Origin of the sequence: Phaeobacter sp. 11ANDIMAR09 (genome assembly GCF_001294455.1) — a bacterium.
Lineage (GTDB): Bacteria > Pseudomonadota > Alphaproteobacteria > Rhodobacterales > Rhodobacteraceae > Pseudophaeobacter.
In genome coordinates, this window is sequence record NZ_LIKT01000023.1 from 17,376 (window position 1) to 42,182 (window position 24,807).

Genomic DNA, 24,807 nt, shown 5'->3' on the forward strand with positions numbered 1-24,807 from the left:
TTTCGACTAGAGTGACGAAAAATATCGGCACATCGCAGGCAAATAGATGAAAACAGACGAAATCGACCAGCAGCTATTGACCCTTTTGCGCGAAAACGCCCGCCGCCCCGTAGCGGATCTGGCCCGCGCCCTGGGTCTGGCGCGCACCACCGTGCAGGCGCGGATTGAGCGGCTAGAGAGCTCGGGCGTGATCCAAGGCTATACGCTGCGGTCTTCGGCGGCGACGCGCCCGCCTTTGCAAGCCACGGTGCTGATCTCGATCGAGCCGCGCTCGGGGCCCGAAGTGCTGTCGCGGCTGCGCAGCCTGCCCGGCGTGGAGGTGGTGCATACCACTTCTGGCCGGTTTGATCTGTTGGCGCAGGTGGTTGCGCAGACCACGGCTGAACTGGACCGAACCATTGACCGCATCGGCGAGGCCCGCGGCGTGCGCTCTTCTGAGAGCCTGATCCATCTGGCCACAAAACTGGACCGCACTTCCTAACCCCCCTCCGGGCGGTCAAAACAGGCTTTTGCGGCGCAGGGTTGCGCCATGGCTTCCCCTTTGCGCCCCCATTCGTTATTGGAGGCGCAACCCCGAATTCAACCGACGCAGGACGACCCTCATGGCACTGGACAAGACATTCGACGCGGCCGAAGCAGAAAGCCGCCTTTACAAAGCCTGGGAAGAGGCCGGCTGCTTTAAGGCTGGTGCCAACGCCAAGCCAGAAGCCTCGACCTATTGCATCATGATCCCGCCGCCCAATGTCACCGGCGTTCTGCATATGGGCCATGCCTTTAACAACACCCTGCAGGATATCCTGATCCGTTGGAAGCGCATGCAGGGGTTTGACACCCTGTGGCAGCCCGGCACCGACCACGCAGGCATTGCGACCCAGATGGTGGTGGAGCGGGAACTGGCCAAGGACGGCAAGAAACGCACGGATTTCTCCCGCCCCGACTTCCTGGCCAAGATCTGGGAGTGGAAAGAACAGTCCGGCGGCACCATCATTGAACAGTTGAAACGCCTCGGCGCCTCCTGCGATTTTGACCGCACCGCCTTTACCATGGCGGGCGCCCATGGTGACACCCGCACGGGCCACGAGAACTCGCCCAATTTCCACGACGCCGTGATCAAGGTCTTTGTGGAGATGTACAACAAGGGGCTGATCTATCGCGGCAAGCGCCTGGTCAACTGGGATCCGCATTTTGAAACAGCGATCTCTGACCTTGAGGTCGAGAACATCGAAGTCGCAGGCCACATGTGGCACTTTAAGTACCCGCTCGCGAATGGTGCGACCTATACCTACATCGAGAAGGATGAGGACGGCAACGTCACGCTCGAGGAAGAGCGCGACTATATCTCCATCGCCACCACACGCCCCGAAACCATGCTGGGCGACGGCGCGGTTGCGGTGCACCCCTCGGATGAACGCTACGCGCCGATCGTCGGCATGCTCTGTGAAATTCCGGTTGGCCCCAAGGCGCAGCGCCGTCTGATCCCAATCATCACCGATGAATACCCGGATAAGGACTTTGGCTCCGGCGCGGTGAAAATCACCGGTGCCCATGATTTCAACGACTATCAGGTCGCCAAGCGCGGCGGCATTCCGATGTACAACCTGATGGACACCAAGGCCAATATGCGCGCCGATGGTCGTCCCTATGTCGAGGAAGCCACCATCGCGCAGGCGATTGCCAATGGCGAAGCTAAGTTCACCGAGGCCAGCATCGCCGCGATGAACCTGGTGCCAGAAGAATACCGTGGGTTAGACCGTTTTGAAGCACGCAAACGCGTGGTCGCCGATATCACCGCCGAGGGTCTGGCGGTGATGCAAACCGTTACCAAAACCGTCAATGATGACGAGGGCAACGAGACTGAAGTCTTCGAGACCGTGCCTTATGTTGAGAACAAGCCGATCATGCAGCCCTTTGGCGACCGTTCCAAGGTTGTCATTGAACCCATGCTGACCGATCAGTGGTTTGTTGAGACCGACAAGATCGTCGGACCGGCGCTGGATGCGGTGAAAGACGGTACAGTCAAAATCCTGCCGGAGTCTGGCGAAAAGACCTATTACCACTGGCTGGAGAATATCGAGCCTTGGTGCATCTCGCGCCAGCTGTGGTGGGGGCATCAGATCCCGGTTTGGTATGGCCCGAAACACCTTTGCAATACTTTCGTAAAAGATCCGGAAGCAGCAAAGGCATCAATGGAGCACCATCACAAGGAAGGGCTCGCAGTGTTCTGCGGCACCTCCGAGGCAGATGTTCTAAAGCAAGCGCAAGCTCACTATGGCCATTGGAACCAAGATGTTGTCTTTGCAGCGGACAAAGATGAAGCGATGAGACTTGTCAAAGAAGATAAAGCGCCACTCCTCCGCGACCCCGACGTTCTGGACACCTGGTTCTCCTCCGGTCTCTGGCCGATCGGCACGCTCGGCTGGCCTGAGTGGACCGAGGAAACCTCGAAATACTTCCCGACCTCTACATTGGTCACCGGTCAGGACATCCTGTTCTTCTGGGTTGCGCGCATGATGATGATGCAAATGGCGGTTCTGGATCAGGACCTCCCCGTCGAGCAGCGCATCCCATTCGACACTGTCTACCTGCATGGGCTGGTACGCGACGCCAAGGGCAAGAAGATGTCCAAATCCACCGGTAACGTCGTTGATCCGCTGGAAATCATTGACGAATACGGCGCCGACGCACTGCGCTTTACCAATGCGGCCATGGCCAGCCTTGGCGGGGTGCTCAAGCTCGACATGAAGCGGATCGAGGGCTATCGCAACTTTGTCACCAAGATCTGGCAGGCCTGCTCTTACGGTGACAGCCAGATTGATGCCTTCAGCGTTGAACGTGGCGCGGAGCCGCCCAAGGTGACCCTGCCGCTGAACCGCTGGATCATTGGCGAGATCGCCAAGCTGCGCGAAGAGGTGGATGCGGGCTTTGAAAGCTTCCGCTTCAACGATGCGGCCAATGCGCTCTACTCGACCTTCTGGAACACCTTTTGCGACCGCTATCTGGAATTCACCAAGCCGGTGTTCCAAAGCGACGATCAGGCGGCCAAGGACGAGACCCGCGCGACATTCGCCTGGGCCATCGATCAGGCGCTGATTCTGATGCACCCCATCATGCCCTTTGTCACCGAAGAGCTATGGAACGCCACCGAAGGCCGGGGCGTCAAGATGGGCGATGCGGCGCATATGCTGGCCCACGCCCAGTGGCCCAGCTACACCGCCGCCGATCTGGTCGACGCAGAGGCCGAGGCGGAAATGAACTGGGTCATCGCCGTCATCGGCAATGTCCGTTCGGCGCGCTCCCAGCTCAACGTGCCTTCGGGTTCCATCGTGCCGATGCTGGTCACCGAAATGGACGCCGCTGCCCAAGGTTACTGGGACCGCAACGCAGGCCTGATTATGAACAAGGCCCGCATCGAGAGCCTGACCCAGGCGGACACGCTGCCCAAGGGCTGTATCTCGATCGGTGCGCCGGGGGCCTCCTTTGCGCTGCCGCTGGCCGATATCATTGACGTTGCGGCAGAAAAGGCCCGTCAGGAAAAGAACCTCGGCAAGTTGGCCAAGGAGCTGGGCGGCCTGCGCGGTCGGTTGAAGAACCCCAAATTCGCCGCCTCCGCACCAGAAGAAGTGGTGGCCGAAGCCCGTGAAAACCTCAGCTTACGCGAAGAGGAAGAAGCCAAGATCAAAGAGGCGCTGGCGCGTCTGCAAGAGATCGGCTAACCGCTGCGCGCCCTGCTGCGGCAAGGAAAAAACCCCACAAAAACGCCCGCCAACTGTGCGGGCGTTTTCAGTTCGAACGCTTTGTATTTTTATCAGTTTTTACAGCTTTCAGACCGTTACGGGGAAAATGGCTGACAGCTCACCATTGTCATTTCTCCGGTTCTGTATCAGCTTGGGACAAACATCATGAGGGAGTTCTGAAGATGCCAAAGGGCTATTGGGTTGCGCATGTCGATGTCGATGATCTGGACCGCTACAAGGACTATATCGCGGCCAATGCCGCGCCCTTTGCTGAATATGGCGCATCCTTTCTGGTGCGGGGCGGCCCCAAGGAAGTCCGCGAAGGCAAGTTGCGCGCCCGCACGGTGGTGATCGAATTCAAGGATTTCGAAACCGCCAAATCCTGTTATGATAGTGTCGCTTATCAAGATGCCAAAGCGCTGCGCGACCCGGTCTCAACCGGTGACATGGAGATTGTCGAAGGCTACGATAGCTAAGGTTTTCGCCTGTTGGCGCCATTTAAAAGGGCACATCTGGCACCGGTCAGGTGAGCGCCCTAAAACCGCCCGCAGGCAAGTATTTTTTGGCGAGGCCTGTATCTACCTGCCGCGCCCTTCTCTTGGATCGACGGAGTATCCCAGTTATGCTCAAGAAGTTTTTTCAGGCCTTTCGCCCCACGGACACGCCGGCCCTGCCGGACCCGGATGCCGAGCTGGCGCTTGGCGCTCTTTTGGTGCGGGTGGCCAAGTCGGATCGCGAGTACAAGCTGGAAGAGATCAGCCTGATCGACCGGATCCTGTCGCGCCTTTACCAGCATGACGCGCTAGAGGCCGCAAAGGTCCGGGCGACCTGCGAAAAGCTGCACGCGGCCGCGCCCGAAACCGATACCTTTGGCCGTCTGATCCGGGAAACCACCGGGCTGGATGAACGCCTGGCCGCGCTCGATGCCCTGTGGGAAGTGGTGCTGGCTGACCAAAATGAACACGAAGGTGAGGTGCGCATTCTGGAGGAGGCCTACAAGGCCATGGGACTGTCCTTTGCGGACAATGAGTCCGCCCGCGACAAGGCCCTCGCCAAGCTCGCCACAAGCCTAGAGGGTGAATGATGTTTAAAGAACTGCTGGCGCGCCTCCTTGACCCGGCGCCTGAGCCATTGAACGATGAAGGCGCGCGCATGGCGTTGACTGCGCTGTTGGTTCGTATTGCCCGTTCCGACCACAATTATTCCGAAGTGGAAAAAGACCGTATCGACCGCATCATCTGCTCTCGGTTCGGTCAGGATACCGGTGGGGCCATCATCCTGCGAGAACAGGCAGAAGCCCTGGAAGCCGAGGCCCCGGATACGGTGCGCTTTACCCGCGCTATCAAGGAGGCGGTCGCCTTTGAAGATCGCATCGGTGTTGTCGAGGCACTGTGGCAGGTGGTGCTGGCAGATGGGCACCGTGACGTCGGCGAAGATGCTCTGATGCGGTTGACTGCCAATCTGTTGGGGGTCAGCGATATCGAGAGCGCCAAGGCCCGCAAACGGATGGAGGCGGCCATATGATTGCCTATCTCGGCATGTATGACAGGGCGGAAACCGCAGCCGCCAACGACGCGCTTTGGGCTGCCATTCACAACAATCTGGAAAACAGCCCTGAAAGCCTGACCCGCGACATGGATCCCTGGCAGGCCTGGACCTCCCCGGATTTGCTTCTGGCCCAAACCTGTGGCTGTCCTTTTCGCACCCGGCTTTATGGCGAGGTTGAGCTGGTCGGAACACCTGATTACGGTCACCCCGATTGCCCGCCCGGCTACTATCGCAGCGTGTTTATCGCCAAGAAATCCACGCCTGCGCCAAGGCTAGACCAGTTTGACCGCGCCCGTTTTGCCTATAACGATGCCCTGTCCCAATCCGGTTGGGCAGCGCCCCTGATCCACCTGCAAGACCAAAACATTCTGCCGGGTGCCCTGGTTGAAACCGGCGGCCATCGCGCCTCGGCACAGGCCGTTGCCGAAGGCCGAGCCGATTTTGCGGCCCTCGACATGCTCTCTTGGAACATGATCCAGGACTATGATGATTTTGCCAAAGAGCTCTGCGTAGTCGAGCTGACAGCCCCAACGCCGGGACTGCCCCTGATCACCTCCTTGACGCAGGATCCCTCGGCCCTGTTTTTGGCGGTGAAAGCCGCCATTGGCACCCTGGACGAGGCCACCCGTTCCAGGCTGCGGCTCAAAGGGTTTTTGCATATCCCAACCAGCGAATACCTGGCGGTTCCAACCCCGCCTGGACCTGTGTTGACAGAATTGAAGATCAAGGCGCGCAGGGGATAGTCTCCTGCACGTTTTGGCAGCTGTTGCCTCCATTCCGGGCAGTTATCCCCAAAACTTCCCGGTTTTAACATTGCATTCAGGCAAATTTTCAGTCCAATTAGTGCCAGTTTTTTACAACTGGGCGAAACCGTTTTGAACAATCCGGCACCTGTACTCGAGATCCGCGACCTGCATAAATCCTATGGAGAGTTGGAAGTCATTAAAGGTGTCAACATCACCGCCCACCGTGGTGATGTTGTGTCGCTGATTGGCTCATCCGGATCGGGAAAATCCACCCTTCTGCGCTGCTGCAACCTGCTGGAAAACAGCCAGGATGGCGAAATCCGCTTCAAAGGTGAACCAATCACCTGGTCCGGCACTGGACTGAACCGTCGCCCCAGTGATGCAAAGCAGGTGATCCGAATTCGCACCAATCTGTCGATGGTGTTTCAGCAGTTCAATCTCTGGGCCCATATGACCATTTTGCAAAATGTCATGGAGGCGCCGGTCACCGTCTTGGGACGCGATCCCAAGGAGGTGGAAGAGGCCGCCCGCAAATACCTGGACAAGGTTGGCATCGCCGACAAATGGGACGCCTATCCAGCGCAGCTGTCTGGTGGCCAGCAACAGCGGGCTGCCATTGCGCGGGCCCTGTGCATGGAGCCCGAAGCCCTGCTGTTTGACGAGCCGACCTCGGCCTTGGACCCCGAATTGGAGCAGGAAGTTGTCAAAGTCATCAAAGATCTGGCCGCAGAAGGCCGGACCATGATGATCGTGACACACGATATGAATCTGGCCGCAGATGTGTCAGATCAGGTTGTCTTCCTGCATCAAGGTCTCATCGAGGAACAGGGCACCGCGGATGAGGTGTTTGGCAATACCCAATCCGACCGTCTGCGCACCTTCCTGGCGCCAACCCGGCACCTGCGCGCCAGCTTTTAACCCCTTGCCTGGGGCGCCTACCGGCCCAGGCATCACAATAAGAAACGACAACCAATCATAAACGGGAGTATCACCATGAAATCACTTATCCTGACCACCGCCGCGCTGGCTCTGACTGCTGGCATGGGTATGGCCGACACCGTCCGTCTGGGCACCGAGGGCGCCTACCCTCCCTACAACTTCCTCAACGACAATGGCGAAGTTGACGGATTTGAGCGCGAACTGGGCGATGAGCTGTGCAAGCGCGCCGAGCTGACCTGCGAATGGGTCACCAACGACTGGGATTCGATCATCCCCAACCTGACTTCGGGCAACTACGACGCCATTATCGCTGGTATGTCGATCACCGCCGAGCGTGAAGAACTGGTTGATTTCACCCAGGGCTACACCCAGCCGTCCCCTTCGGCCTATGCCGGCATGAGCGAAGGCGTTGACGTCAAAACCGCCGTTGTTGCAGCCCAGGCTTCGACCATCCAGTCGGCGCATGTTGCCTCCACTGGTGCCACCTTGGTTGAATTCGCCACCCCAGATGAAACCGTTGCTGCGGTTCAGTCCGGCGAAGTGGACGCGGTTCTGTCCGACAAGGACTTCCTGATCCCAATCGTTGCCGAAACCGAGCTGATGTTCCTGGAAGAAGTCCGTCTGGGCGGCGGCATTGGCATGGCCTTCCGTGAATCTGACGACGAGCTGCGCGGCAAATTCGACGCGGCCATCGCCTCCATGAAAGAAGACGGTTCGCTGAACGATATGCTCGACAAATGGGAAATCGAAGGCAAGTTCTGATCGCCTTTAGATCTCCATGACTTTTGGGACAGGGTTCGCCCTGTCCCATTCCCTTTCCTCTCCCGCAACCTCGCCACCGGTTGCGCCTTCACGGTAAGAGGCCCATCATTTTTTCCTATTGCTCTGACCCCTCCCTGCTCGAAGGTCTGAAGTGGCTTAGCTGCTACCTGACCACCGGCAAGCATATGGGCTTCTATGTCTCCTTTGGGACCGTGCTCCTGCTCTTGGCCATCACCGCACCGGCCGCCCTGGCCTTTGGCTTTGGGGCCGCAATGCTGTCGCGCGCGCGGCTTGCTCCGGTGTCCTGGATCGGCAAAGGCTATATCGCCGCCGTCCGCGGTGTGCCTGACATTGCCTTTTTCCTGTTCTTTGTCATTGCTTTGGACCAGGGCATTGAATGGCTGCTGCATCAGGCCCGTTGCCCCGACTGGAGTGACCCCATTCGTCAGGGCAATGATTTTGTTGTGTGCGACATCGCCAAGATGCCGCTGGGCACCTCACCGCAATGGATCCATGAGACCTATGGCTTTGCCCTGGCTGTGCTGACCTTTGCCATTGTCTTTGGTGCCTTTGCCGGCAATGTGCTTTATGGCGCGATGAGCTCGGTCCCGCGGGCGCAGATCGAAACCGCTGAAGCCTATGGCATGACCCGCCGCCAGGCCTTCTGGCGCATTCTGGTGCCGCAGATGTGGGTCTATGCCCTGCCCGGCCTGTCGAACCTCTGGATGGTGTTGATCAAGGCCACGCCTTTGCTGTTCCTGCTGGGGGTGGAAGACATCGTCTATTGGGCACGTGAGCTGGGGGGCTCCAAGATGGCCCGCTTTACCGACTACCCGCATGGGGATTGGCGGATGTGGTACTTCCTGGTGCTCTTGGTCTTCTACCTCGCCTTTACCCGTGTGTCCGAAGTGGTTCTGGCCCGTATTACTCTGAAACTGTCCCATGGTCAGGCGACCGTCGGCGGCGAAGCGCAAAGGAAAGCGGCATGAGCTGTTGGGATACAGTGCAGAAATACGCCTTCCAGTCGATTGGCTACGGCGAGCGGGTTCTGCCAAAATCTGACATCACCCTGTGCGATCAGTTCACCCTGATCGGCTCAGGCATGATGGTAAATCTTTATTTTGGCATCCTGGCCGTGATGTCTGGCTTTATCTTTGCCAATGCTCTGGCGATGGCAAAGTTCTCGGGCAATCCCTGGACGCGCAAACCGGCGGAGTGGTTCATCTTTCTGTTTCGCGGCTCGCCGCTCTTCATCCAGTTCTTCTTTGCCTACTTCCTGTTTATCTACCTCAAAGGCGTCGCCCCGATCTTTGGCCCTCTGAGCGCGGCCTGGCTGGGCGCTTTGATCGTGTTGTTTCTCAATACCGCGGCCTATTCCGGCGAGATCTTCTATGGGGCGCTGTTGTCGATCCCCAAGGGAGATATGGAAGCGGCTGACGCCTATGGACTGACCGGCTGGTCACGCTTCCGCAAGGTGATGTGGCCCACCATGATGCGTCTAGCCTGGCCGGCCTATACCAACGAGGCGATCTTTCTGTTCCATGCCACCACCCTGGTCTATTTCTCGGGGTTCCCGGTCTGGCGCCAACAAGGCGATGCGCTCTATTACGCCAAATACATCGCCGACAAGACCTTCAACCCCTTTGTGCCCTATCCGATTCTGGCCTTCTACTTCATCCTGCTGACCCTGTTGGTCATCTTGCTGTTTGGCCTGATCAACAAGAGGCTGAACCGGCATTTGCCACAGGCCCAACGCTCCAAGGTCAAGTATAAGCCCAATCTGATCCGCTGAAGCATCAACAAAACAACTGAAAAATGGCTCCTTCGGGAGCCATTTTTCATGGTCGGCGTTTCGGTCTCATGGGTGAATTAGAAACTTTTGATCAAATTCTCTTGGCGCGATGCAATTCCTGAAGTACAACAGGAGCACCGCCACCAAGGAGCCCTCCCATGGACCTGTCCCAGCTGAAAACCATCCGCATTGCAGCCTGTGATGTGAACGGACAGATGCGCGGCAAACGTATGCCGTCGTCGCAGGTGGCAAAGCTCGCCGATGGGGCCGCCCGCTTACCGCTCTCGGCCCTGAACGTAGACATCTGGGGGCGCGATATCGACAACAGCCCTCTTGTTTTTGAAACCGGCGATGCCGATGGCATTCTCAAACCAACCGGGCGTGGTCCGGTGGCAATGCCCTGGCTCGACACGCCTTCAGCCCTGATTCCGATGATGATGGAAACAGAGGATGGTGCGCCTTTCCTTGGAGATCCGCGTCAGGTTCTGACAAAGGTGTTGCAGGGCTATGCAGCGCGCGGTTGGCAGGTGATGGCCGCAACCGAAATGGAATTCAATCTGGTGGATGACAGCGGCGCCCAGATCGGCCCGCCAGCGCATCCGCATACAGGCCGCAAACTGGCGCAACAATCGGTGCTGTCGGTCGAAGAGCTCGACGCCTTTGATGCCTTTTTTACCGATCTCTACGCCGGGGCCGAAGAGATGGGCATCCCGGCGCAATCCGCCATTTCCGAGGCGGGCCTGGGTCAGTTCGAAATCAACCTGAACCATCAGGACGCCCTGCGTGCGGCGGATGATGCCTGGCTGTTCAAAGCCTTGGTCAAAGGCCTGGCCCGCAAGCACGGGATGGCGGCGACCTTTATGGCAAAACCCTATGCTGAGGATGCTGGCAACGGTATGCATGTGCATTTTTCGGTGGTGGATGCCGAGGGAAACAACGTCTTTGACGACGGATCGGATACCGGTTCCGAACTGCTGCACCAGGCCGTTGCTGGCTGCCTGGCAGCAATGCCCGCCAGCACCCTGGTCTTTGCGCCCCATGGCAATTCATACGCCCGCCTGGTGCCCGGAGCCCATGCCCCGACCGGCGCAGCCTGGGCCTATGAAAACCGCACCGCAGCCATCCGCATTCCCGGCGGCAGCCCCAAGGCTCGGCGTATCGAGCACCGCACTGCGGGCGGCGATATCAACCCCTACCTGATGCTGTCGATTGTGCTCGGTGCCGCCCTCATGGGGATCGAGGATAAAATGCAGCCGCCCGCCGCTTCCAGCGGGAACATCTACGCGCAGAGCGACCTGCCGCAGCTGGCCCCCGATTGGGAGACGGCTATCACCCGGTTCGAGGAAAGCCCGCTCATCGCGCGCATCCTGCCACAGATGATGATCCGAAACCTTGCCATGACCAAGCGACAGGAGCTGCACCACTTTGCCACCCTGCCCGCAGAGCAGCATTGGCTCAGCTGGTTGGAAGCGGTATGAACGCGGTCAATCCCGAGGCGCGCCCTCGCCCCATCCCTTTTTGATCAAATTTGGTGAACCATGAAAATCGGCATCCTGCAAACCGGCCACGCGCCTGACGACCTCATCCGGGACTCGGGCGATTACGACCAGATGTTTTGTGACCTCCTGGCGGGACAGGGTTTTGAGTTCGAAACCTTTTCTGTGTTGGACGGGATCTTCCCGGCAGATGCAGAGGCTGCGGATGGCTGGATCATCACCGGCTCGCGCCACGGCGTCTATGAACCGCATGACTGGATCCCGCCACTGGAGGAGCTGATCCGACAGATCCACGCCCGCAAACAGCCTCTGGCCGGGATCTGCTTTGGACATCAGATCATTGCTCAGGCCCTGGGCGGCAAGGTCGCCAAATTTGACGGGGGCTGGGCAGTAGGCCCTGTGACCTATCAGCAGGATGGCAAGCCTCTTACTCTGAATGCCTGGCATCAGGATCAGGTGATCGAACGCCCGGCCGAGGCCCGGGTTCTGGCCGGCAACGACTTTTGTGAAAATGGCATCCTGGCCTATGGCGACCATATCTGGACCCTGCAGCCCCACCCCGAGTTCAGCAATGAATTCACGGGCGGGCTGATCGAAAAACGTGGCCGCGGCGTGGTCCCTGACCCGCTTTTGGACCAGGCAAGCCGCCAGCTCGATACCCCCGTAGATTCACCCGCAATTGCAACCTTCCTCGCAGATTTTATGAAGAAAGAGAGGACCTAATGTCAGCCTGGCTCGACGTTCTTCCCGAAGCAGCAAAAACCTATCTGGAGGGCCGTCGTCTCGACGAAGTTGAATGCGTTATCTCGGACCTGCCCGGTATTGCCCGTGGTAAGGCAGTACCGGCGTCGAAATTTGCAAAGCAGGATTTCTTTCACCTGCCGGACAGCATCTTTTACCAGACCATTACCGGAGACTGGGCCGAGGCTGCGGATGAGGATGGCTGGATCGAAAAGGATATGACCCTGCACCCGGACATGTCCACGGCCACGGCCGCCCCCTGGACTGGCGACTGGACCTTGCAGGTGATCCACGATGCGGTGGACCGCAATGGCGACCCCATCCCCTTTAGCCCGCGCAACGTGCTGAAACGGGTGGTGCAGCTCTATCATGATCAGGGCTGGGATCCGATTGTGGCCCCCGAAATGGAGTTCTTTTTGGTGGCCCGCAATGTGGACCCCGGTAAAAAGATCGAACCCATGATGGGCCGTTCCGGCCGCCCGGCTGCGGCGCGCCAGGCCTACTCTATGACGGCGGTCGATGAATTTGGCCCTGTCATCGACGATATCTATGACTTTGCCGAAGCGCAGGGCTTTGAAATCGACGGCATCACCCAGGAGGGGGGTGCCGGTCAGTTAGAGATCAATCTGCTGCATGGGGACCCGGTCAAACTGGCGGATGAGGTCTTTTACTTCAAACGGCTGATCCGCGAAGCCGCTCTGCGCCACGATTGCTTTGCCACCTTTATGGCAAAACCCATCGAAAACGAGCCAGGCTCGGCCATGCATATCCACCATTCGGTGCTGGACCGAAAAACGGGCCAGAATATCTTCTCGGCTGACGACGATTCAGAAACGGACGCGTTTTTCCACTTTATCGCTGGGCTGCAAAACCACCTGCCGGCCGGCATTGCGGTGATGGCGCCCTACGTGAATTCCTATCGTCGCTACGTCAAGGACCACGCAGCGCCGATCAATTTGGAATGGGCCCGCGACAATCGCACCACCGGGATTCGCATCCCGCTGTCCAGCCCGGCAGCCCGCCGGGTCGAGAACCGCATCGCCGGCATGGATTGCAACCCCTACCTCGGGATCGCTGTTTCGCTGGCCTGTGGTTACCTGGGGCTAATGGAAAAACAACAGCCCGACAGGCAGTTCAAAGGCGATGCCTATGAAGGCGAAGGCGATATCCCTCCGGTCATGGGCAGCGCCCTAGATCTGTTTGACGAAGCGACGAAGCTGCATGAGGTTTTGGGGCCTGAGTTTGCCCGGGTCTACAGCATCGTGAAACGCGCCGAATATGAGGAGTTCCTGCAGGTGATCTCTCCTTGGGAGCGCGAACATCTGCTGTTGAACGTCTAAGCCAAAGGCCAATACTCTGACGTCGCCCCCGGGGGCGACGCCAATGCAATTGAATATTTTTAGAAAGATGAAGGGGCAGTGGCGCGCGGATGCCCCGACAACTTCAAGATGAGGTGTGCGATGGGCCTGAACCTGCTCCATTCCAATGACCGCAAGGGGAAATACCCCAACAGCTGGTACGCGGCGACGGCCACGTCTCTGGCGCCTTTCCCCGCCCTGTCAGGCAATCATCGCGCCGATGTGTGCATCATTGGCGGCGGCTTTACCGGCCTGTCGGCTGCGCTGCATTTGGCCGAGGCCGGCCTGTCTGTAATCCTGCTGGAGGCGCATCGGGTTGGCTTTGGGGCCTCTGGACGCAATGGCGGCCAGCTGGGCAGTGGCCAGCGCATGGATCAGGAGGGGCTGGAAGGCTTTGTCGGGCGCGAAGAGGCGCAGAAGCTCTGGCATATGGGAGAGGAGGCCAAGGATCTGGTCAAATCCCTGATTGCCAAACATGAGATCAACTGCCACCTGCGCCCCGGCGTGGCCTGGACTGCCTCCAGCACCCGCGACTGTGGGCATCTTCATGACTATGGGCACCATCTGCGCGATCACTATGGCTATGACCAGATTGAATTTCTGACACCCGAGGCCTGCCACCAGATGTGCCCTTCACCGGATTACAAGGGCGGTATTCTTGATCATGGGGCCGCGCATCTGCATCCGCTCAACCTCTCGCTCGGGCTGGCGCGTGCTGCGGCCAAGGCCGGAGCGGCGCTATACGAGGAAAGCGAAGTTTTGGAAATCGACGAGGGGTCCGAGGTGCGGGTAAAAACCGCCGGTGGCGAGGTGCGGGCTGAGCACCTGATCCTTGCCTGCAACGGTTATCTGGGCGGGCTCAACCGCCAGGTCGCTGCCCGGGTAATGCCGATCAACAATTTTGTGGTGGCAACTGAACCCTTGGGAAAAGAAGCCCATAGGGTACTGGGGCGGGATGTGGCCGTGGCTGATGGCAAGTTTGTGGTCAACTACTTCCGGCTCAGCCATGACAAACGGCTGCTCTTTGGCGGTGGTGAGAGCTATGGCTATCGTTTTCCTGTCGATATCGAGGCGGTGGTGCGCAAACCAATGACCCAGATCTTTCCACATCTGAAGGATGTCCGGGTGGACTATGCCTGGGGCGGCACCCTGGGGATCACTATGAAGCGCATGCCCTATCTGGCCCGTCTGGGCAGAAATGTGCTTTCAGCCTCCGGTTACTCGGGCCACGGGGTCGGCACCGCCGTTCATGCCGGCCAGTTGATGGCGCTTGCCATACAGGGACAGGCTGAAGGCTTTGACACCATGGCTCGCGTCCCAGCGCCCAGCTTTCCTGGCGGCCCATCCATGCGGTCGCCGCTGCTGGCTCTGGCCATGACCTGGTTTGCCCTGCGGGACAGGATCGGGATCTAACCCCCCCACAAATCTTTGCCTTTTCAACATATGCCCCCCGCTCCCAAACTTGGTGAGCGGGGATTCTGCACCTTGGGCCGCGGATCTGACCTGCAGATGCCAAATCTGCATGGGGTCTGCGCAACAGATTTGTGAAATTTCGCCCATCTCGGGACCTGAGGTCAGGCTTGCTCTTGGCTTCTCGACACAGGTGTTTTATATTTATGAAATCCACTATTCAGGAATTTGAAATATGACCAAAGCCCCGAATGTTCATGACGCCGAGCCGATTCCAGAAGCCGCGCGTCAGGCTATTGAAGAGCTGATGCAGTCCGGTGATCTGTTTCGCTACACGGCGCCAGAGAATGCGCCCGTGGCCCTGCTCGAGCAGGAATTTGCCGCCTTGTTGGGCTGTAAATATGCACTGGCTGTCTCCTCCTGCTCGGCGGCTTTATTTCTGTCTCTCAAGGCCCTGAACCTGCCCCGCGACGCTCGCGTGCTGATCCCTGGCTTTACCTTTGCCGCTGTGCCCTCTTCGGTGATCCATGCCGATTGCATTCCTGTCCTCTGCGAGGTGGCTGAAAACTACCGCATCAACATGGCTGATTTTGAAGCCCGGCTGGAGGATGACATCCAGGCGGTAATCATCAGCCACATGCGTGGTCATACCTCTGATATGGATGCCATTCTTGCGCTTTGCGCGGCGCGGGACATTCCGGTGATCGAGGATGCGGCCCATTCGCTGGGCACCACCTGGAACGGGCGCAATATTGGCACCCTTGGCCAAATCGGCTGTTTCTCCTTTCAGTCCTACAAAATGATCAATGCTGGCGAAGGCGGCATTCTGATCACCGATGATGCTGAGCTGGTCGCGCGTGCCGTGATCATGTCCGGCGCCTACGAGCATAACTGGCAAAAGCACAAAGGCCCTGTTGGCGACAACAGCGCCGATCTGGCAGAGGCCTTTGCCAAATGGCAAAACCAGCTGCCGCTGTATAACCTGCGCATGAGCAACCTCTCTGCCGTGGTCATTCGCCCGCAACTGCCGGAATTGGCGCGGCGCGTCCGCGACGGGTTGCAAAACCACGATTACGTGGCGGCACAGCTGAATGCCTCTCCCTATTTTCATGTGCCAGCCCCGTTGTCGCCCGAACAGCGCGCACCGGATTCCATCCAGTTCAATCTCGTGGGGATGACGGATGAGCAGATCACTGATTTCTCTGCCGCGACCGCAAAGGCGGGCGTCAAGGTGCAAGTCTTTGGCCGTTCGGCCGACAATGCCCGCGCCTTCTGGAACTGGCAGTTCATCCAGGACCTGCCAGAGCTGCCACAAACCCGCGCCATGCTGATGCAGGCCTGCGATGTGCGCCTGCCCGTGCGCCTGACCAAGGAAGAGCTGGATGTGGTCGCCGGCATCCTAACGGATGCCGTCACCAGCGTCATGGACCGCGCGGCCGCGGCCTAGTCAGGCAGCGAATATCGCCATCACCCGCTCTGTCACGCAGCCGCGCCGCGCTATAGCGCGGCGCCATGCCCAACGGGAGCAGATCCCAAAGGGATCGCACGACGGGCGGGAGCCCCCCTTTGGCCACAGAAACCAAAACCACAAAAGGCTCTGATGCGATCAGAGCCTTTTGTTTTTATTCTGCAAAACTGAAACTGGGGTTTTCCCCGCCCCTTTAGGTCAGCTTGGACAGCTTTTCTTGCAATTCTGACAGCTGGCGTTTGATGTCATCCAGATCTTCGCCCTCTTCGCCCTTGCTGCTTTCCGCCTCAGTGCCGGGTGTGGTGCCGCCCCAGCCCCCAGCCAACCCACCGGGCAGCCCCCCGGTCATCGCTTTCAAAAAGGCCTCTTGCTGTGCCTTCATGGCGTCAAAGCCCGGAATCTGCGACATTGGGTTCATCGCCGAGATATTTTCTACCATCTGGGACTGGCTGTCACGCAGCATATCAAAAGAGGCCTGCAGGAACTGTGGCATCACCCCGCCCCCCGGCTGCATATAACTGCGCACCAGATCGTTCAGCACATTGACCGGCAGCACATTCTCGCCGCGGCTTTCATGCTCGGCAATGATCTGCAGCAGATACTGACGTGTCAGATCATCGCCGGATTTCAAATCGACAATCTGAACTTCACGTCCATCCCGGATGAACCCCGCAATGTCCTCCAGAGTGACATAGTCGCTGGTCTCAGTGTTATACAAGCGCCGGCTGGCGTAACGCTTGATCAGCAGGGGCTTTTCCTGGTCTGCCATACTGTCCCTCCCCGGACCTGATGCATTGCAGAAAAAGACTATGCGAGCGCAGAACAAAAGAAAAGCCTGCAGAACCCCCCAAGCTGCCCCATTGCCAATGGCAGCCCCTGGAAAGTCGCCGGCCATCCTCGTGGATTGGAAAATTCTGCTTGAGCTCAACTGAGCTTGAGGTTTTACAAGATTCCCCACAGCAGCAAGGGAGATTTGGCTTTGAACATTTTCATCCTCGGCGGCACCGGATCCATCGGCAGCGCGGTGACAGCAGAACTTGTCGCGCATAATCACAGGGTCATCGGCCTGTGCCGTTCAGACGCGTCGGAACAAAAATTGCGGAGCCTGGGGGCCCATCCCTGGCGCGGGGACCTGCGCCGCCCGTCCAGTTGGCGCGCCGCCCTGGCTCAGGTCGATGTGGTCATCCAGTTGGCCGCAAATTTTGATCAGGACATGGCAGCTGTGGATGCTGCCGCCATAACCGCAATACAGCAGGAAGCACGCAGTCGCCTCACCCCGCTCCGGGTCCTCTATACCGGAGGCTGCTGGCTCTATGGCGAAACCGGCGATCAAGCCGCCTGCGAGTCCAGTCCAAAGCGCCCCATTCCGGCCTTTGCCTGGATGCAGGAAAACGCTCTGCCTCTTCTGCAAGACCCCGGTTTGAGCAGCTGCATCATTCACCCCGCTATGACCTATCACGAAGAGGGCGGTGGCGTATTCTCCCGCATGCTCGGCCAGGCGGCCTCTGGTGCGCCACTGGAGGTCTGGGGCAGTATCCACACCCGCTGGCCGCTGGTCCATCGCCGCGATCTCGCCCGCGCCTACCGTCTGCTGGCCGAACAGCCGGATCAATGTGGCCATTTCAACGTTGCAGCGCAGGGCGGTGTTCCGGTACGCGATATCCTTGACGAAATCATTCGCCGCCACCCCCATGATGGCGCCTATGTCGTGCGCAACCGCAAATATGTGATGTTCAAATATGGAACCTGGGCCGAGGGCCCAACGCTCGATCAACAAATGAACGCGGATAAAATTCAGCAGGCCTGCGGCTGGGCTCCCGAAATCCGGGACTTCACCCAGGCGGCGTTTTAAATCCAGCGAAGCCTGTGAGCAGACGACCACAACCAGATTGCCCCCCTTGGGGCGCAAACAAAAAGGGACAGGCCAAATGACCTGCCCCTTTTGGGACACGCAAGAGCCGGATCAATTGACAGGGAGGAGCCTGATCCAGCTCTTGGTGATCAGCCCAGGCGGGCTGCTTATTTCGCGGCCGCTTTTTTGGCAGCGGTGGTCACCTCGGTGGTGGCTTTTTTGACAGCGGCGGTTGCTTCTTCGCCCATGTCTTTGCCAGCAGCCATCAGCAGCTCAACAGTTTCCATCTGAACTTTTTTTGCAACTTCAGCAAAGGCGGCCATGTTTTCGGCTGCAACTTCAGCAGAGGCGCTGGCAAAATCGGTTGCGGATTTTGCGTATTCAGCAGGATCGGACTGTGCTTTGGAAACGCCGGACATTTTGGCCAGCGCGTCTTTTGTCCATTTGCTGGAGATTTCCGAGGACTGCTCAGCAGCACCCAGAACAACCGCGCTCAGCTTTTCGTTCAGCGCAGCAGTGCTTTTGAAAGCGTCTTCCATTGCGGATGTATCCACTGGGAATGCGCCCATCATGTCTTTCATCATAGCGGTAAAATCTTGGGTCTTAGCCATTGTACTGGTTCCTCTGGTTGCCATCTCGGGACCACCCCGCGTTTCAGCATGAGGAATATATACTTTCTGCACCGCAGCATTTCAAGAAAAATTTTGCTGCGATGCAGAATAAATTATCGTAAACCCAAGAAATCAATCTGTTGACCGGATCCGCACATAGCTACCAGGGGCCGCTTCCAGCACCGGGTTATTGGAATCCCCCGGTTCCCGTGCCGGAACCTGCTTGCCAGAGCGCTTCTTCAACCAGCTCTCCCAACGGGGCCACCAAGAGCCTTCGTTGAAAGTGGCCGTTTTCTTCCAGTCTTCCGCAGAGAGCTTCAGATCGTCATTGGTATAGTGACCATATTTGTTGCGGCTGGGCGGATTGACGATGCCCGCGATATGGCCAGACTCGGAAACGATGAAGGTCTTGCTTCGGCTCCCCATCTGTTGCACGCCTTTGTAACAGTTATCCCACGGCGCAATGTGATCCGTCTCGCAGGTGATCGCCATCAGTGGAATATCGACATCTTTGAGCTTCAGCGTCTCGCCAAAGAGCTCAAAGCCGCCTTCCGCAAATTGGTTCGCCTGGCACAGCCCCCGCAGATACTCCCGCGCCATTTTGCCCGGCAGGTTGGCACCATCGCCATTCCAGTAGAGCAGATCAAAGGCCGGCGGTGTCTCGCCCAGCATATAACTGCGAATGGCAGGGCCATAGACCAGATCGTTGGCGCGCAGGTAAGAGAAGGTCCGCGCCATGATATAGGAGGGCAGAATGCCGTCTTCGCCAATTTCTTCGACAATCGCGTCGACAAAATCATTCTGCAGGAAGGGGGTAAAATCTCCCTGGTCTGAGAAATCCGTCAATGCCGTAAACAACGTGGCCGATTTCACCGATTTATCGCCGCGCTTTTTCATCAAGGCCAGCGTCAGGCTGAGGGTGGTGCCCGCGATGCAATAGCCAATGGCATTGACCTGCTTGACCTTGCAGATCTCCTTGGCCTTGTTGATCGCGGTCAAAAAGCCCTCTTCGATGTAGTCTTCCATGCCCACATCGGCATAGTCACTATTGGCGTTGATCCAGGAGACCACAAACAGAGTGTAGCCCTGTTCGGTCACCCATTTGATCAGGCTATTTTGCGCCTTGAGGTCGAGAATATAGAATTTGTTGATCCAGGGCGGAAACAGCACGATGGGGGTTTCATGTACCGTTTCGGTGGTGGGGTGATACTGGATCATCTCCATCATCCGGTTGCGGAACACCACTTCACCTGGGCTGGTGGCGATATTGCGGCCAATCTCAAAGGCGCTTTCATCCGCGAGCCGCACCACCAGCTCGCCATTGTTGGCCTCAAGGTCATTGACCAGGTTCTGCAACCCATCAACCAGTGACTGCCCCTCGGTCTCCAAGGCCTTTTCCAAGGCATCCGGGTTTGTCGGCAGAAAGTTGTTGGGCGCCATCATGTTGATGATCTGATCGGAAAAGTAGCTCAGCCTGTGGCGATCAATGGGATCCAGATCCGTCACCTGCTCCACCGCCGAGCGAATGACTTCAGCATTTGTCAGATATTGTTGTTTTACAAAGTGAAAATAGGGATTGCTGTCCCACATAGGATTGGCAAAGCGGCGATCCCCGGATTTCTCCTTGCTCTCCACGTCTTCGCCCTGTGCCGCCAAAACCTGTTGCGCTTCGGCAAAATTCAGCACCGACTTGCCCCAGAATTCGACCTGTTTTTCCATCAGTTTTGCGGGGTTTTGCAGGATTTCTGACCAGTATGAAGTTGCTGCACGTGCAAAAAGCTCCTGATTCGGACCATCTAATCCGGGATTATGTCCCTTCTTATTGGCCATAACCTGAACAAGTTTTTGCGAGAGCTGATCAACACGCTCCATATTTTCCTTAAGGCGTTCAATGTGTTCTGGCGAAGCGCCATGGTTCAATATGTCACTTGTTGTCATCTTAAGGAATCCCTCATACTCTTTCTGCCATGCAGAATACTGGTTTAACCATGTTACGCCAAAGCGACGAAAGGTCCGAGGCCCTGCATAAATTCCGTCCGCGGTTGCGAGACATGGGCGGGCAGTAAAAAGGAAAGCCATATGCGTTATATGATGTCGTACGACTTGATGGAAACCGCCCGGAACATGAACCAATGGCTGGGCGCCAGTGCCTTGTCGATGGCCTCCTATCCCGCGTTTTCTGCGATCCCCAACCCAGCACTCAGCTGGTTGGCCGCCTGGGGCGAAGTCACCGAGCGCACCTTTCACCGGATGACCGTCAAACCCGACTGGGGCATCCACAGCTTCACCTGCGAAGACGGCAAGGATCATCTGGTCGAGGTAACGCCAATTGTCGAACGTGCCTTTGGGGATCTGATCCATTTCCGCGTTGCCGGCCGTAAAGAACAGCCGCGCAAGGTACTCATCGTCGCGCCAATGTCAGGCCACTATGCCACCCTGCTGCGCTCCACCGTCAAAAGCCTGCTGGTCAATTGCGAAGTCTATATCACCGACTGGCACAATGCCCGCGACATTCCGGTGTCCGCTGGCAAGTTCGACATCGAAGACTATACGCTGTATCTCGTTGATTTCATGCGTGAGCTCGGCCCAGATACCCATGTGGTTGCGGTTTGCCAACCGGCCCCGCTGACCCTGGCAGCCACCGCCTATCTTGCCGAGCAGGACCCCAAGGCTCAGCCCTCTTCGCTGACCCTGATCGGCGGCCCGGTCGACCCCGATGCGACCCCGACCGAAGTCACCGATTTTGGTCGTCGCGTCACCATGGGCCAGCTGGAAGAAACCATGATCCAGCAGGTCGGCTTCAAATACAAAGGTGTGGGGCGCAAGGTCTACCCAGGCCTGTTACAGCTCTCGTCCTTTATGTCCATGAACATGGACCGCCACTCGCAGGCCTTTACCGATCAAATCCAGCGTGCCAGCCGCGGCGAAGCTTCGGATCATGATGCCCACAACCGCTTTTACGATGAGTATTTGGCGGTGATGGATATGACGGCGGAGTTCTATCTTTCCACCGTTGAACGCGTCTTCAAGTCGCGCGAAATCGCCCGCAATGAATTTGTCGTGGATGGTCATAAGGTGGACATCGGGGCAATCACCAATGTGGCAGTGAAAACCGTCGAAGGCGCCAATGACGACATCTCGGCGCCGGGCCAATGTATCGCCGCTCTGGATCTCTGCACTGGCCTGCCGGACAGCAAAAAGGCCAGCCATGTCGAACCCGGTGCGGGCCACTACGGTATCTTTGCCGGCCGCAGCTGGCGCGACAATATCCGCCCGCTGGTCATCGATTTCATGGATGCAAACAGCCGCAAGTCCAATGCCAAAGCCAAGGCCCCTGCCAAACCCAGGGCAACCAAAGCCAAAACTGCGGCGACAAAAGGCTGAGGTGATGAGCGACGGAAATCTTGGTTTTTCCTGCTCCTGTGGCAGCTTGGTCGGGCACATCACCGCTGAGGCGCAAAAGTCGGGTCTCCGACTGTTGTGCCATTGTCCGGATTGTCGCGCGGCAGAGCTGTTTCATCAACAACCCGATCCGGTGGAGGGGGTAGATCTGTTTCAGCTCGCCCCTCATGCCATCTCCATCACCAAAGGCGCCGAGCATCTGCGCCTGATGCGGCTGGGGCCCAAGGGGCTGTTTCGCTGGTATGCGGGATGTTGCGGCACGCCCTTTGCCAATACCCTGGCAAAACCACAGCTTTCCTTTGCCGGGCTGCGTTCAGATATCTTTGACAACAAAGAGGCCTTGGGCAAGGTCAAAGCCCAAGCCAATATCGCGCGTCCCGGCAAGCCGCCCCAGAACAAGGGCATGGCGCGCATGGTCTATGGGATTTTTTCGCGCATGCTTACCGCACGTCTTTCCGGTCTCTGGCGTCAAACTCCGTTTTTTGACGCCGAGACGGGCCAACCTGTGGCAGAGCCAGAGGTTTTGTCAAAAGAGGCGCGGGCCAGGCTCTACTCCTGACGCTTACCCCGTCGCGGCAAGAGCCGGAACAAATTGCAAAAATCAGTTTGCGCTGGAGCCGCTGGGCACGCTCAACCAGTGCAACAGCGCGCGGTTCACGGCTTCAGGCTGCTCCAGACCTGGCAGATGCCCAGCGCCAGCTATGATCTCGAGCCCGGCATGTGGAATTAGTTCGGCCATGAATTCATGGCGTTTCACCGGGGTCAGACGATCATACTCCCCGCACATAATGAGCGTGGGAACCTGACAGCGGCGCGCCGTCGCCTGCTGATCCAGCCGCCTCTGCAGCGCCCGACTTTGATCGACAAAAAGCTCAGCCCCTAGATCCACCCCCATTTCACGGACCAGGTTCAGGACCTCCAAGCGACGCGGCCCCGGTGCCAGAACCTCTGGCGGCAGCGACTGCTGCAGCGCCTTTTCCAGCCCGCCGGTACGCGCGCTGATGATCAAGGGCTCCCGCATCGCGGCCTGATCCGGCGTTTCAGACAGTGGCGTTGTCGCCATAAGGCACAGGCGCGTGATGCGCTCGGGGGCGCGGCGCAACAGTTCCAGCGCAACAATCCCCCCCATCGACAGACCAAGCAGGGCAAATCTCTCAGGCAACATGGACAGGATATGCGTGGCAATAGTTTCCACCCGCGCGCCCCCATGCAGCGGGGCCACCATCACGGGCACATGGGCCGACAGGGCATTCAGCTGCGGCGTAAAGACCCGTGCATCACACATCATCCCCGGCAAAAACACCACCGGCTCACGCCCCCAATTTCCCGCTTGTTCCATGCTACCCCACCCCTATCTCATTGATCTTCTGAAACGATCCAACCGACTATGTCCGGAAGGGTACAAATGCCTGCCTATGTCCAGACCAAGTCTTGCGGTGACTTGGCTCTGCGGGCAAGAGGGATTTCGCCCCGCGCCCTCACGAAACAAGATGCCGCCCATCACCGCCGGCCTTGCGGCTGCCTCATCTTGGGCTCAATAGCCGTTCCAGCGAAAGGCGCCATTCTCTGCCAGCGGAGAAAACGGGTTATGGGCAATCTCCCAGATATGGCCATCCGGAGCTCTGAAATAGCCGATATAGCCGCCCCAAAAGACCTCACCGCCCGGGCGTAAAATCTCCGCTCCCGCCTGTTGGGCAAGCGCCAGAAAATCGTCCACCTCTTCGCGGCTGCGGGTGTTATGGCTCAGGGTCATCGCCCCCGTTCCCAGAGCCTCGACAGGCAGGCCAATGTCTTCGGCCAGTTTTTCCAGAGGATACAGCCCAAGCGTCTGCGAGATCAGATCAAATGCAACCACCCCATCTGGACTTTCCGCCCGGCTCCAGCCCAACGCCGCGTAAAACTCCGCGGCCCGCGCCATATCCGGCACTCCTAGGGTGATCAGGCTCACCCGCTGTTGCATCACCATATCAGCTCCCTTCACCTTTACATTTACATAGTCCAACCGGTCAGAGCAGTTCGGAAATAGAGTTCTCGATCAGACGCAGACAGGCCACGTCCGAAAACCGATGATCGGCATCCTTCACCAGGTTCAGCCGCATGTCCGGGCAGATTGCATGGTGCAACAGCCGCAGGGCCGTCTCAGTCGTGACCGCTGTGTCGGCGGTGCCCTGCAGACAACGCACGGGAAAGGGCAGGTCCAATGGTTCGCGCAGCACCAAATGGTCGCGGCCATCCTCAATCATGCGCTTGCTGATCCGATAGGGCTCCATATAGTCGCTTGGCAGCTCCACATAGCCCTGGGTCTCCAGCTCCGCCTTTTGCGCCGCCGAGAAACTGGCCCAATAGCCATCTTCGGTGAAATCAGGCGCAGCCGCTATGGTCACCAGGCCCTGGATGCGCGCGGGCATGGCTTTGGCCAATAGCAGGGCCTGCCATCCCCCCATAGAGGAGCCCACAACCAGCAGCGGTCCCGTGGTCAAAGAAGAGACCGCCGCCAGGGTATCCTCATGCCAGTCCCCAATACAGCCCTCTTCAAACAGCCCCGCACTCACGCCATGACCGGAGTAGTCAAACCGGAGGAACCCCAGCCCTGTCGCCTTGGCCCATGCTTCCAGATGAATGGCCTTGGTACCTTCCATGTCGGACTTGAGCCCTCCCAGGAAAACCAGCGTCGGGCCGGTGCCGCTTTGGCAATGATAGGCGATTGAACGCCCCTGTTCGGTTTTTAGAAAACGGGTTTCGGCCATGTCTTTGCTCTCCTTCTTATCTCCAGATGTCTCACGCAAAAGACTAGGCTGCAATTGTCAAATCCGTCTCTCGGCCAAGTTCAAACCATTTCCCCCTGCTCCGCTCAAAACCTGCAGACAGACCGCCGCAGAAAGCCGCCCTGCCCGACGTCTGGAAAATGTCCCGGGCTTGCCCCATATCCGCCCAGCTTTTAGGGTGCG

At 58.2% G+C, this 24,807-nt stretch carries 24 protein-coding genes; 18 read left to right on the forward strand and 6 right to left on the reverse strand.

Features of this window, described 5'->3' with window-relative positions; genetic code table 11:
* The first annotated feature begins 46 nt into the window (after positions 1-46).
* The 15 genes from AN476_RS17135 to AN476_RS17205 all read left to right on the forward strand — a co-directional run bounded on the left by AN476_RS17135 (position 47) and on the right by AN476_RS17205 (position 15,973).
* Complete coding sequence (locus tag AN476_RS17135) at positions 47-481, forward strand: Lrp/AsnC family transcriptional regulator (RefSeq protein ID WP_054462880.1); 435 nt, start codon at positions 47-49, stop codon at positions 479-481.
* A gap of 121 nt (positions 482-602) precedes the next feature.
* Positions 603-3,713, forward strand: coding sequence for a valine--tRNA ligase (locus AN476_RS17140; protein WP_054462882.1), 3,111 nt, complete (start codon positions 603-605; stop codon positions 3,711-3,713).
* 203 nt (positions 3,714-3,916) lie between these two features.
* Positions 3,917-4,210: a DUF1330 domain-containing protein gene (locus AN476_RS17145; RefSeq protein ID WP_054462884.1), complete on the forward strand. Its 294-nt coding sequence runs from the start codon at positions 3,917-3,919 to the stop codon at positions 4,208-4,210.
* Between the two features lie 146 nt (positions 4,211-4,356).
* Positions 4,357-4,818 (forward strand): TerB family tellurite resistance protein, encoded by a 462-nt coding sequence (locus AN476_RS17150; protein ID WP_054462886.1) that lies wholly within the window; start codon positions 4,357-4,359, stop codon positions 4,816-4,818.
* The gene (locus tag AN476_RS17155; protein ID WP_054462888.1) at positions 4,818-5,258 is read left to right on the forward strand and encodes a TerB family tellurite resistance protein; all 441 of its coding nucleotides are present in this window, start codon (positions 4,818-4,820) and stop codon (positions 5,256-5,258) included. The genes AN476_RS17150 and AN476_RS17155 overlap by 1 nt, the downstream gene beginning before the upstream one ends.
* Positions 5,255-6,025 carry a phosphate/phosphite/phosphonate ABC transporter substrate-binding protein gene (locus AN476_RS17160; protein ID WP_054462890.1) on the forward strand — a complete coding sequence of 257 codons (771 nt, stop codon included), beginning with the start codon at positions 5,255-5,257 and terminating at the stop codon, positions 6,023-6,025. The genes AN476_RS17155 and AN476_RS17160 overlap by 4 nt, the downstream gene beginning before the upstream one ends.
* A gap of 132 nt (positions 6,026-6,157) precedes the next feature.
* Entirely contained in the window at positions 6,158-6,946 is a 789-nt protein-coding gene (locus AN476_RS17165; RefSeq protein WP_054462892.1) for an ABC transporter ATP-binding protein, read from the forward strand.
* Between the two features lie 75 nt (positions 6,947-7,021).
* On the forward strand, positions 7,022-7,729 hold the full coding sequence (locus AN476_RS17170) for a transporter substrate-binding domain-containing protein (protein WP_054462894.1): 708 nt from the start codon (positions 7,022-7,024) through the stop codon (positions 7,727-7,729).
* A 107-nt stretch (positions 7,730-7,836) separates the two neighbouring features.
* A complete protein-coding gene (locus tag AN476_RS17175; RefSeq protein ID WP_083464378.1) occupies positions 7,837-8,718 on the forward strand; it encodes an ABC transporter permease in 882 nt (293 codons plus the stop codon).
* A complete protein-coding gene (locus AN476_RS17180; RefSeq protein ID WP_054462900.1) occupies positions 8,715-9,521 on the forward strand; it encodes an ABC transporter permease in 807 nt (268 codons plus the stop codon). The genes AN476_RS17175 and AN476_RS17180 overlap by 4 nt, the downstream gene beginning before the upstream one ends.
* 158 nt (positions 9,522-9,679) lie before the next feature.
* A complete protein-coding gene (locus AN476_RS17185) occupies positions 9,680-10,999 on the forward strand; it encodes a glutamine synthetase family protein (protein WP_054462902.1) in 1,320 nt (439 codons plus the stop codon).
* Between the two features lie 60 nt (positions 11,000-11,059).
* Positions 11,060-11,740 (forward strand): type 1 glutamine amidotransferase, encoded by a 681-nt coding sequence (locus AN476_RS17190; RefSeq protein WP_054462903.1) that lies wholly within the window; start codon positions 11,060-11,062, stop codon positions 11,738-11,740.
* Positions 11,740-13,098: a glutamine synthetase family protein gene (locus AN476_RS17195; RefSeq protein WP_054462905.1), complete on the forward strand. Its 1,359-nt coding sequence runs from the start codon at positions 11,740-11,742 to the stop codon at positions 13,096-13,098. The genes AN476_RS17190 and AN476_RS17195 overlap by 1 nt, the downstream gene beginning before the upstream one ends.
* 120 nt (positions 13,099-13,218) lie before the next feature.
* Positions 13,219-14,529 (forward strand): FAD-binding oxidoreductase, encoded by a 1,311-nt coding sequence (locus tag AN476_RS17200; RefSeq protein ID WP_054462906.1) that lies wholly within the window; start codon positions 13,219-13,221, stop codon positions 14,527-14,529.
* Positions 14,530-14,761: 232 nt separating this feature from the next.
* Positions 14,762-15,973 carry a DegT/DnrJ/EryC1/StrS aminotransferase family protein gene (locus AN476_RS17205; RefSeq protein ID WP_054462908.1) on the forward strand — a complete coding sequence of 404 codons (1,212 nt, stop codon included), beginning with the start codon at positions 14,762-14,764 and terminating at the stop codon, positions 15,971-15,973.
* 214 nt (positions 15,974-16,187) lie between these two features.
* On the opposite strand, the gene phaR is transcribed toward AN476_RS17205, so the two are convergent.
* Positions 16,188-16,763 carry a polyhydroxyalkanoate synthesis repressor PhaR gene (gene phaR / locus AN476_RS17210; protein WP_054463000.1) on the reverse strand — a complete coding sequence of 192 codons (576 nt, stop codon included), beginning with the start codon at positions 16,761-16,763 and terminating at the stop codon, positions 16,188-16,190.
* Between the two features lie 210 nt (positions 16,764-16,973).
* Between phaR and AN476_RS17215 the strand changes: the two genes are divergently transcribed.
* Positions 16,974-17,846 carry an NAD-dependent epimerase/dehydratase family protein gene (locus AN476_RS17215; protein WP_054463002.1) on the forward strand — a complete coding sequence of 291 codons (873 nt, stop codon included), beginning with the start codon at positions 16,974-16,976 and terminating at the stop codon, positions 17,844-17,846.
* Between the two features lie 167 nt (positions 17,847-18,013).
* On the opposite strand, the gene AN476_RS17220 is transcribed toward AN476_RS17215, so the two are convergent.
* Both AN476_RS17220 and AN476_RS17225 read right to left on the reverse strand, forming a co-directional pair.
* The gene (locus AN476_RS17220) at positions 18,014-18,457 is read right to left on the reverse strand and encodes a phasin, PhaP (RefSeq protein ID WP_054462910.1); all 444 of its coding nucleotides are present in this window, start codon (positions 18,455-18,457) and stop codon (positions 18,014-18,016) included.
* 132 nt (positions 18,458-18,589) lie between these two features.
* On the reverse strand, positions 18,590-20,395 hold the full coding sequence (locus tag AN476_RS17225) for an alpha/beta hydrolase (protein ID WP_054462912.1): 1,806 nt from the start codon (positions 20,393-20,395) through the stop codon (positions 18,590-18,592).
* Positions 20,396-20,536: 141 nt separating this feature from the next.
* Between AN476_RS17225 and phaZ the strand changes: the two genes are divergently transcribed.
* Both phaZ and AN476_RS17235 read left to right on the forward strand, forming a co-directional pair.
* Positions 20,537-21,841 carry a polyhydroxyalkanoate depolymerase gene (gene phaZ, locus AN476_RS17230; protein ID WP_054462914.1) on the forward strand — a complete coding sequence of 435 codons (1,305 nt, stop codon included), beginning with the start codon at positions 20,537-20,539 and terminating at the stop codon, positions 21,839-21,841.
* A gap of 4 nt (positions 21,842-21,845) precedes the next feature.
* The gene (locus AN476_RS17235) at positions 21,846-22,418 is read left to right on the forward strand and encodes a DUF6151 family protein (protein WP_054462916.1); all 573 of its coding nucleotides are present in this window, start codon (positions 21,846-21,848) and stop codon (positions 22,416-22,418) included.
* Between the two features lie 42 nt (positions 22,419-22,460).
* On the opposite strand, the gene AN476_RS17240 is transcribed toward AN476_RS17235, so the two are convergent.
* The 3 genes from AN476_RS17240 to AN476_RS17250 all read right to left on the reverse strand — a co-directional run bounded on the left by AN476_RS17240 (position 22,461) and on the right by AN476_RS17250 (position 24,606).
* A complete protein-coding gene (locus tag AN476_RS17240; RefSeq protein WP_054462918.1) occupies positions 22,461-23,198 on the reverse strand; it encodes an alpha/beta fold hydrolase in 738 nt (245 codons plus the stop codon).
* A gap of 195 nt (positions 23,199-23,393) precedes the next feature.
* Positions 23,394-23,819 carry a VOC family protein gene (locus AN476_RS17245; RefSeq protein WP_054463004.1) on the reverse strand — a complete coding sequence of 142 codons (426 nt, stop codon included), beginning with the start codon at positions 23,817-23,819 and terminating at the stop codon, positions 23,394-23,396.
* 46 nt (positions 23,820-23,865) lie between these two features.
* On the reverse strand, positions 23,866-24,606 hold the full coding sequence (locus AN476_RS17250) for an alpha/beta fold hydrolase (RefSeq protein WP_054462920.1): 741 nt from the start codon (positions 24,604-24,606) through the stop codon (positions 23,866-23,868).
* Positions 24,607-24,807 lie beyond the last annotated feature (201 nt).

What these genes read in the sequence shown, in the direction of transcription:
- AN476_RS17145 (WP_054462884.1), top strand. Translation starts at nt 3,917, where the DNA reads ATGCCAAAGGGCTATTGGGTTGCGCATGTCGATGTCGATGATCTGGAC.
- AN476_RS17205 (WP_054462908.1), top strand. Translation starts at nt 14,762, where the DNA reads ATGACCAAAGCCCCGAATGTTCATGACGCCGAGCCGATTCCAGAAGCC.
- AN476_RS17155 (WP_054462888.1), top strand. Translation starts at nt 4,818, where the DNA reads ATGTTTAAAGAACTGCTGGCGCGCCTCCTTGACCCGGCGCCTGAGCCA.
- phaR (WP_054463000.1), bottom strand. Translation starts at nt 16,763, where the DNA reads ATGGCAGACCAGGAAAAGCCCCTGCTGATCAAGCGTTACGCCAGCCGG.
- AN476_RS17180 (WP_054462900.1), top strand. Translation starts at nt 8,715, where the DNA reads ATGAGCTGTTGGGATACAGTGCAGAAATACGCCTTCCAGTCGATTGGC.
- AN476_RS17240 (WP_054462918.1), bottom strand. Translation starts at nt 23,198, where the DNA reads ATGGAACAAGCGGGAAATTGGGGGCGTGAGCCGGTGGTGTTTTTGCCG.
- AN476_RS17190 (WP_054462903.1), top strand. Translation starts at nt 11,060, where the DNA reads ATGAAAATCGGCATCCTGCAAACCGGCCACGCGCCTGACGACCTCATC.
- phaZ (WP_054462914.1), top strand. Translation starts at nt 20,537, where the DNA reads ATGCGTTATATGATGTCGTACGACTTGATGGAAACCGCCCGGAACATG.
- AN476_RS17170 (WP_054462894.1), top strand. Translation starts at nt 7,022, where the DNA reads ATGAAATCACTTATCCTGACCACCGCCGCGCTGGCTCTGACTGCTGGC.
- AN476_RS17220 (WP_054462910.1), bottom strand. Translation starts at nt 18,457, where the DNA reads ATGGCTAAGACCCAAGATTTTACCGCTATGATGAAAGACATGATGGGC.
- AN476_RS17245 (WP_054463004.1), bottom strand. Translation starts at nt 23,819, where the DNA reads ATGCAACAGCGGGTGAGCCTGATCACCCTAGGAGTGCCGGATATGGCG.
- AN476_RS17200 (WP_054462906.1), top strand. Translation starts at nt 13,219, where the DNA reads ATGGGCCTGAACCTGCTCCATTCCAATGACCGCAAGGGGAAATACCCC.
- AN476_RS17235 (WP_054462916.1), top strand. Translation starts at nt 21,846, where the DNA reads ATGAGCGACGGAAATCTTGGTTTTTCCTGCTCCTGTGGCAGCTTGGTC.
- AN476_RS17135 (WP_054462880.1), top strand. Translation starts at nt 47, where the DNA reads ATGAAAACAGACGAAATCGACCAGCAGCTATTGACCCTTTTGCGCGAA.
- AN476_RS17195 (WP_054462905.1), top strand. Translation starts at nt 11,740, where the DNA reads ATGTCAGCCTGGCTCGACGTTCTTCCCGAAGCAGCAAAAACCTATCTG.
- AN476_RS17150 (WP_054462886.1), top strand. Translation starts at nt 4,357, where the DNA reads ATGCTCAAGAAGTTTTTTCAGGCCTTTCGCCCCACGGACACGCCGGCC.
- AN476_RS17225 (WP_054462912.1), bottom strand. Translation starts at nt 20,395, where the DNA reads ATGACAACAAGTGACATATTGAACCATGGCGCTTCGCCAGAACACATT.
- AN476_RS17160 (WP_054462890.1), top strand. Translation starts at nt 5,255, where the DNA reads ATGATTGCCTATCTCGGCATGTATGACAGGGCGGAAACCGCAGCCGCC.
- AN476_RS17140 (WP_054462882.1), top strand. Translation starts at nt 603, where the DNA reads ATGGCACTGGACAAGACATTCGACGCGGCCGAAGCAGAAAGCCGCCTT.
- AN476_RS17185 (WP_054462902.1), top strand. Translation starts at nt 9,680, where the DNA reads ATGGACCTGTCCCAGCTGAAAACCATCCGCATTGCAGCCTGTGATGTG.
- AN476_RS17250 (WP_054462920.1), bottom strand. Translation starts at nt 24,606, where the DNA reads ATGGCCGAAACCCGTTTTCTAAAAACCGAACAGGGGCGTTCAATCGCC.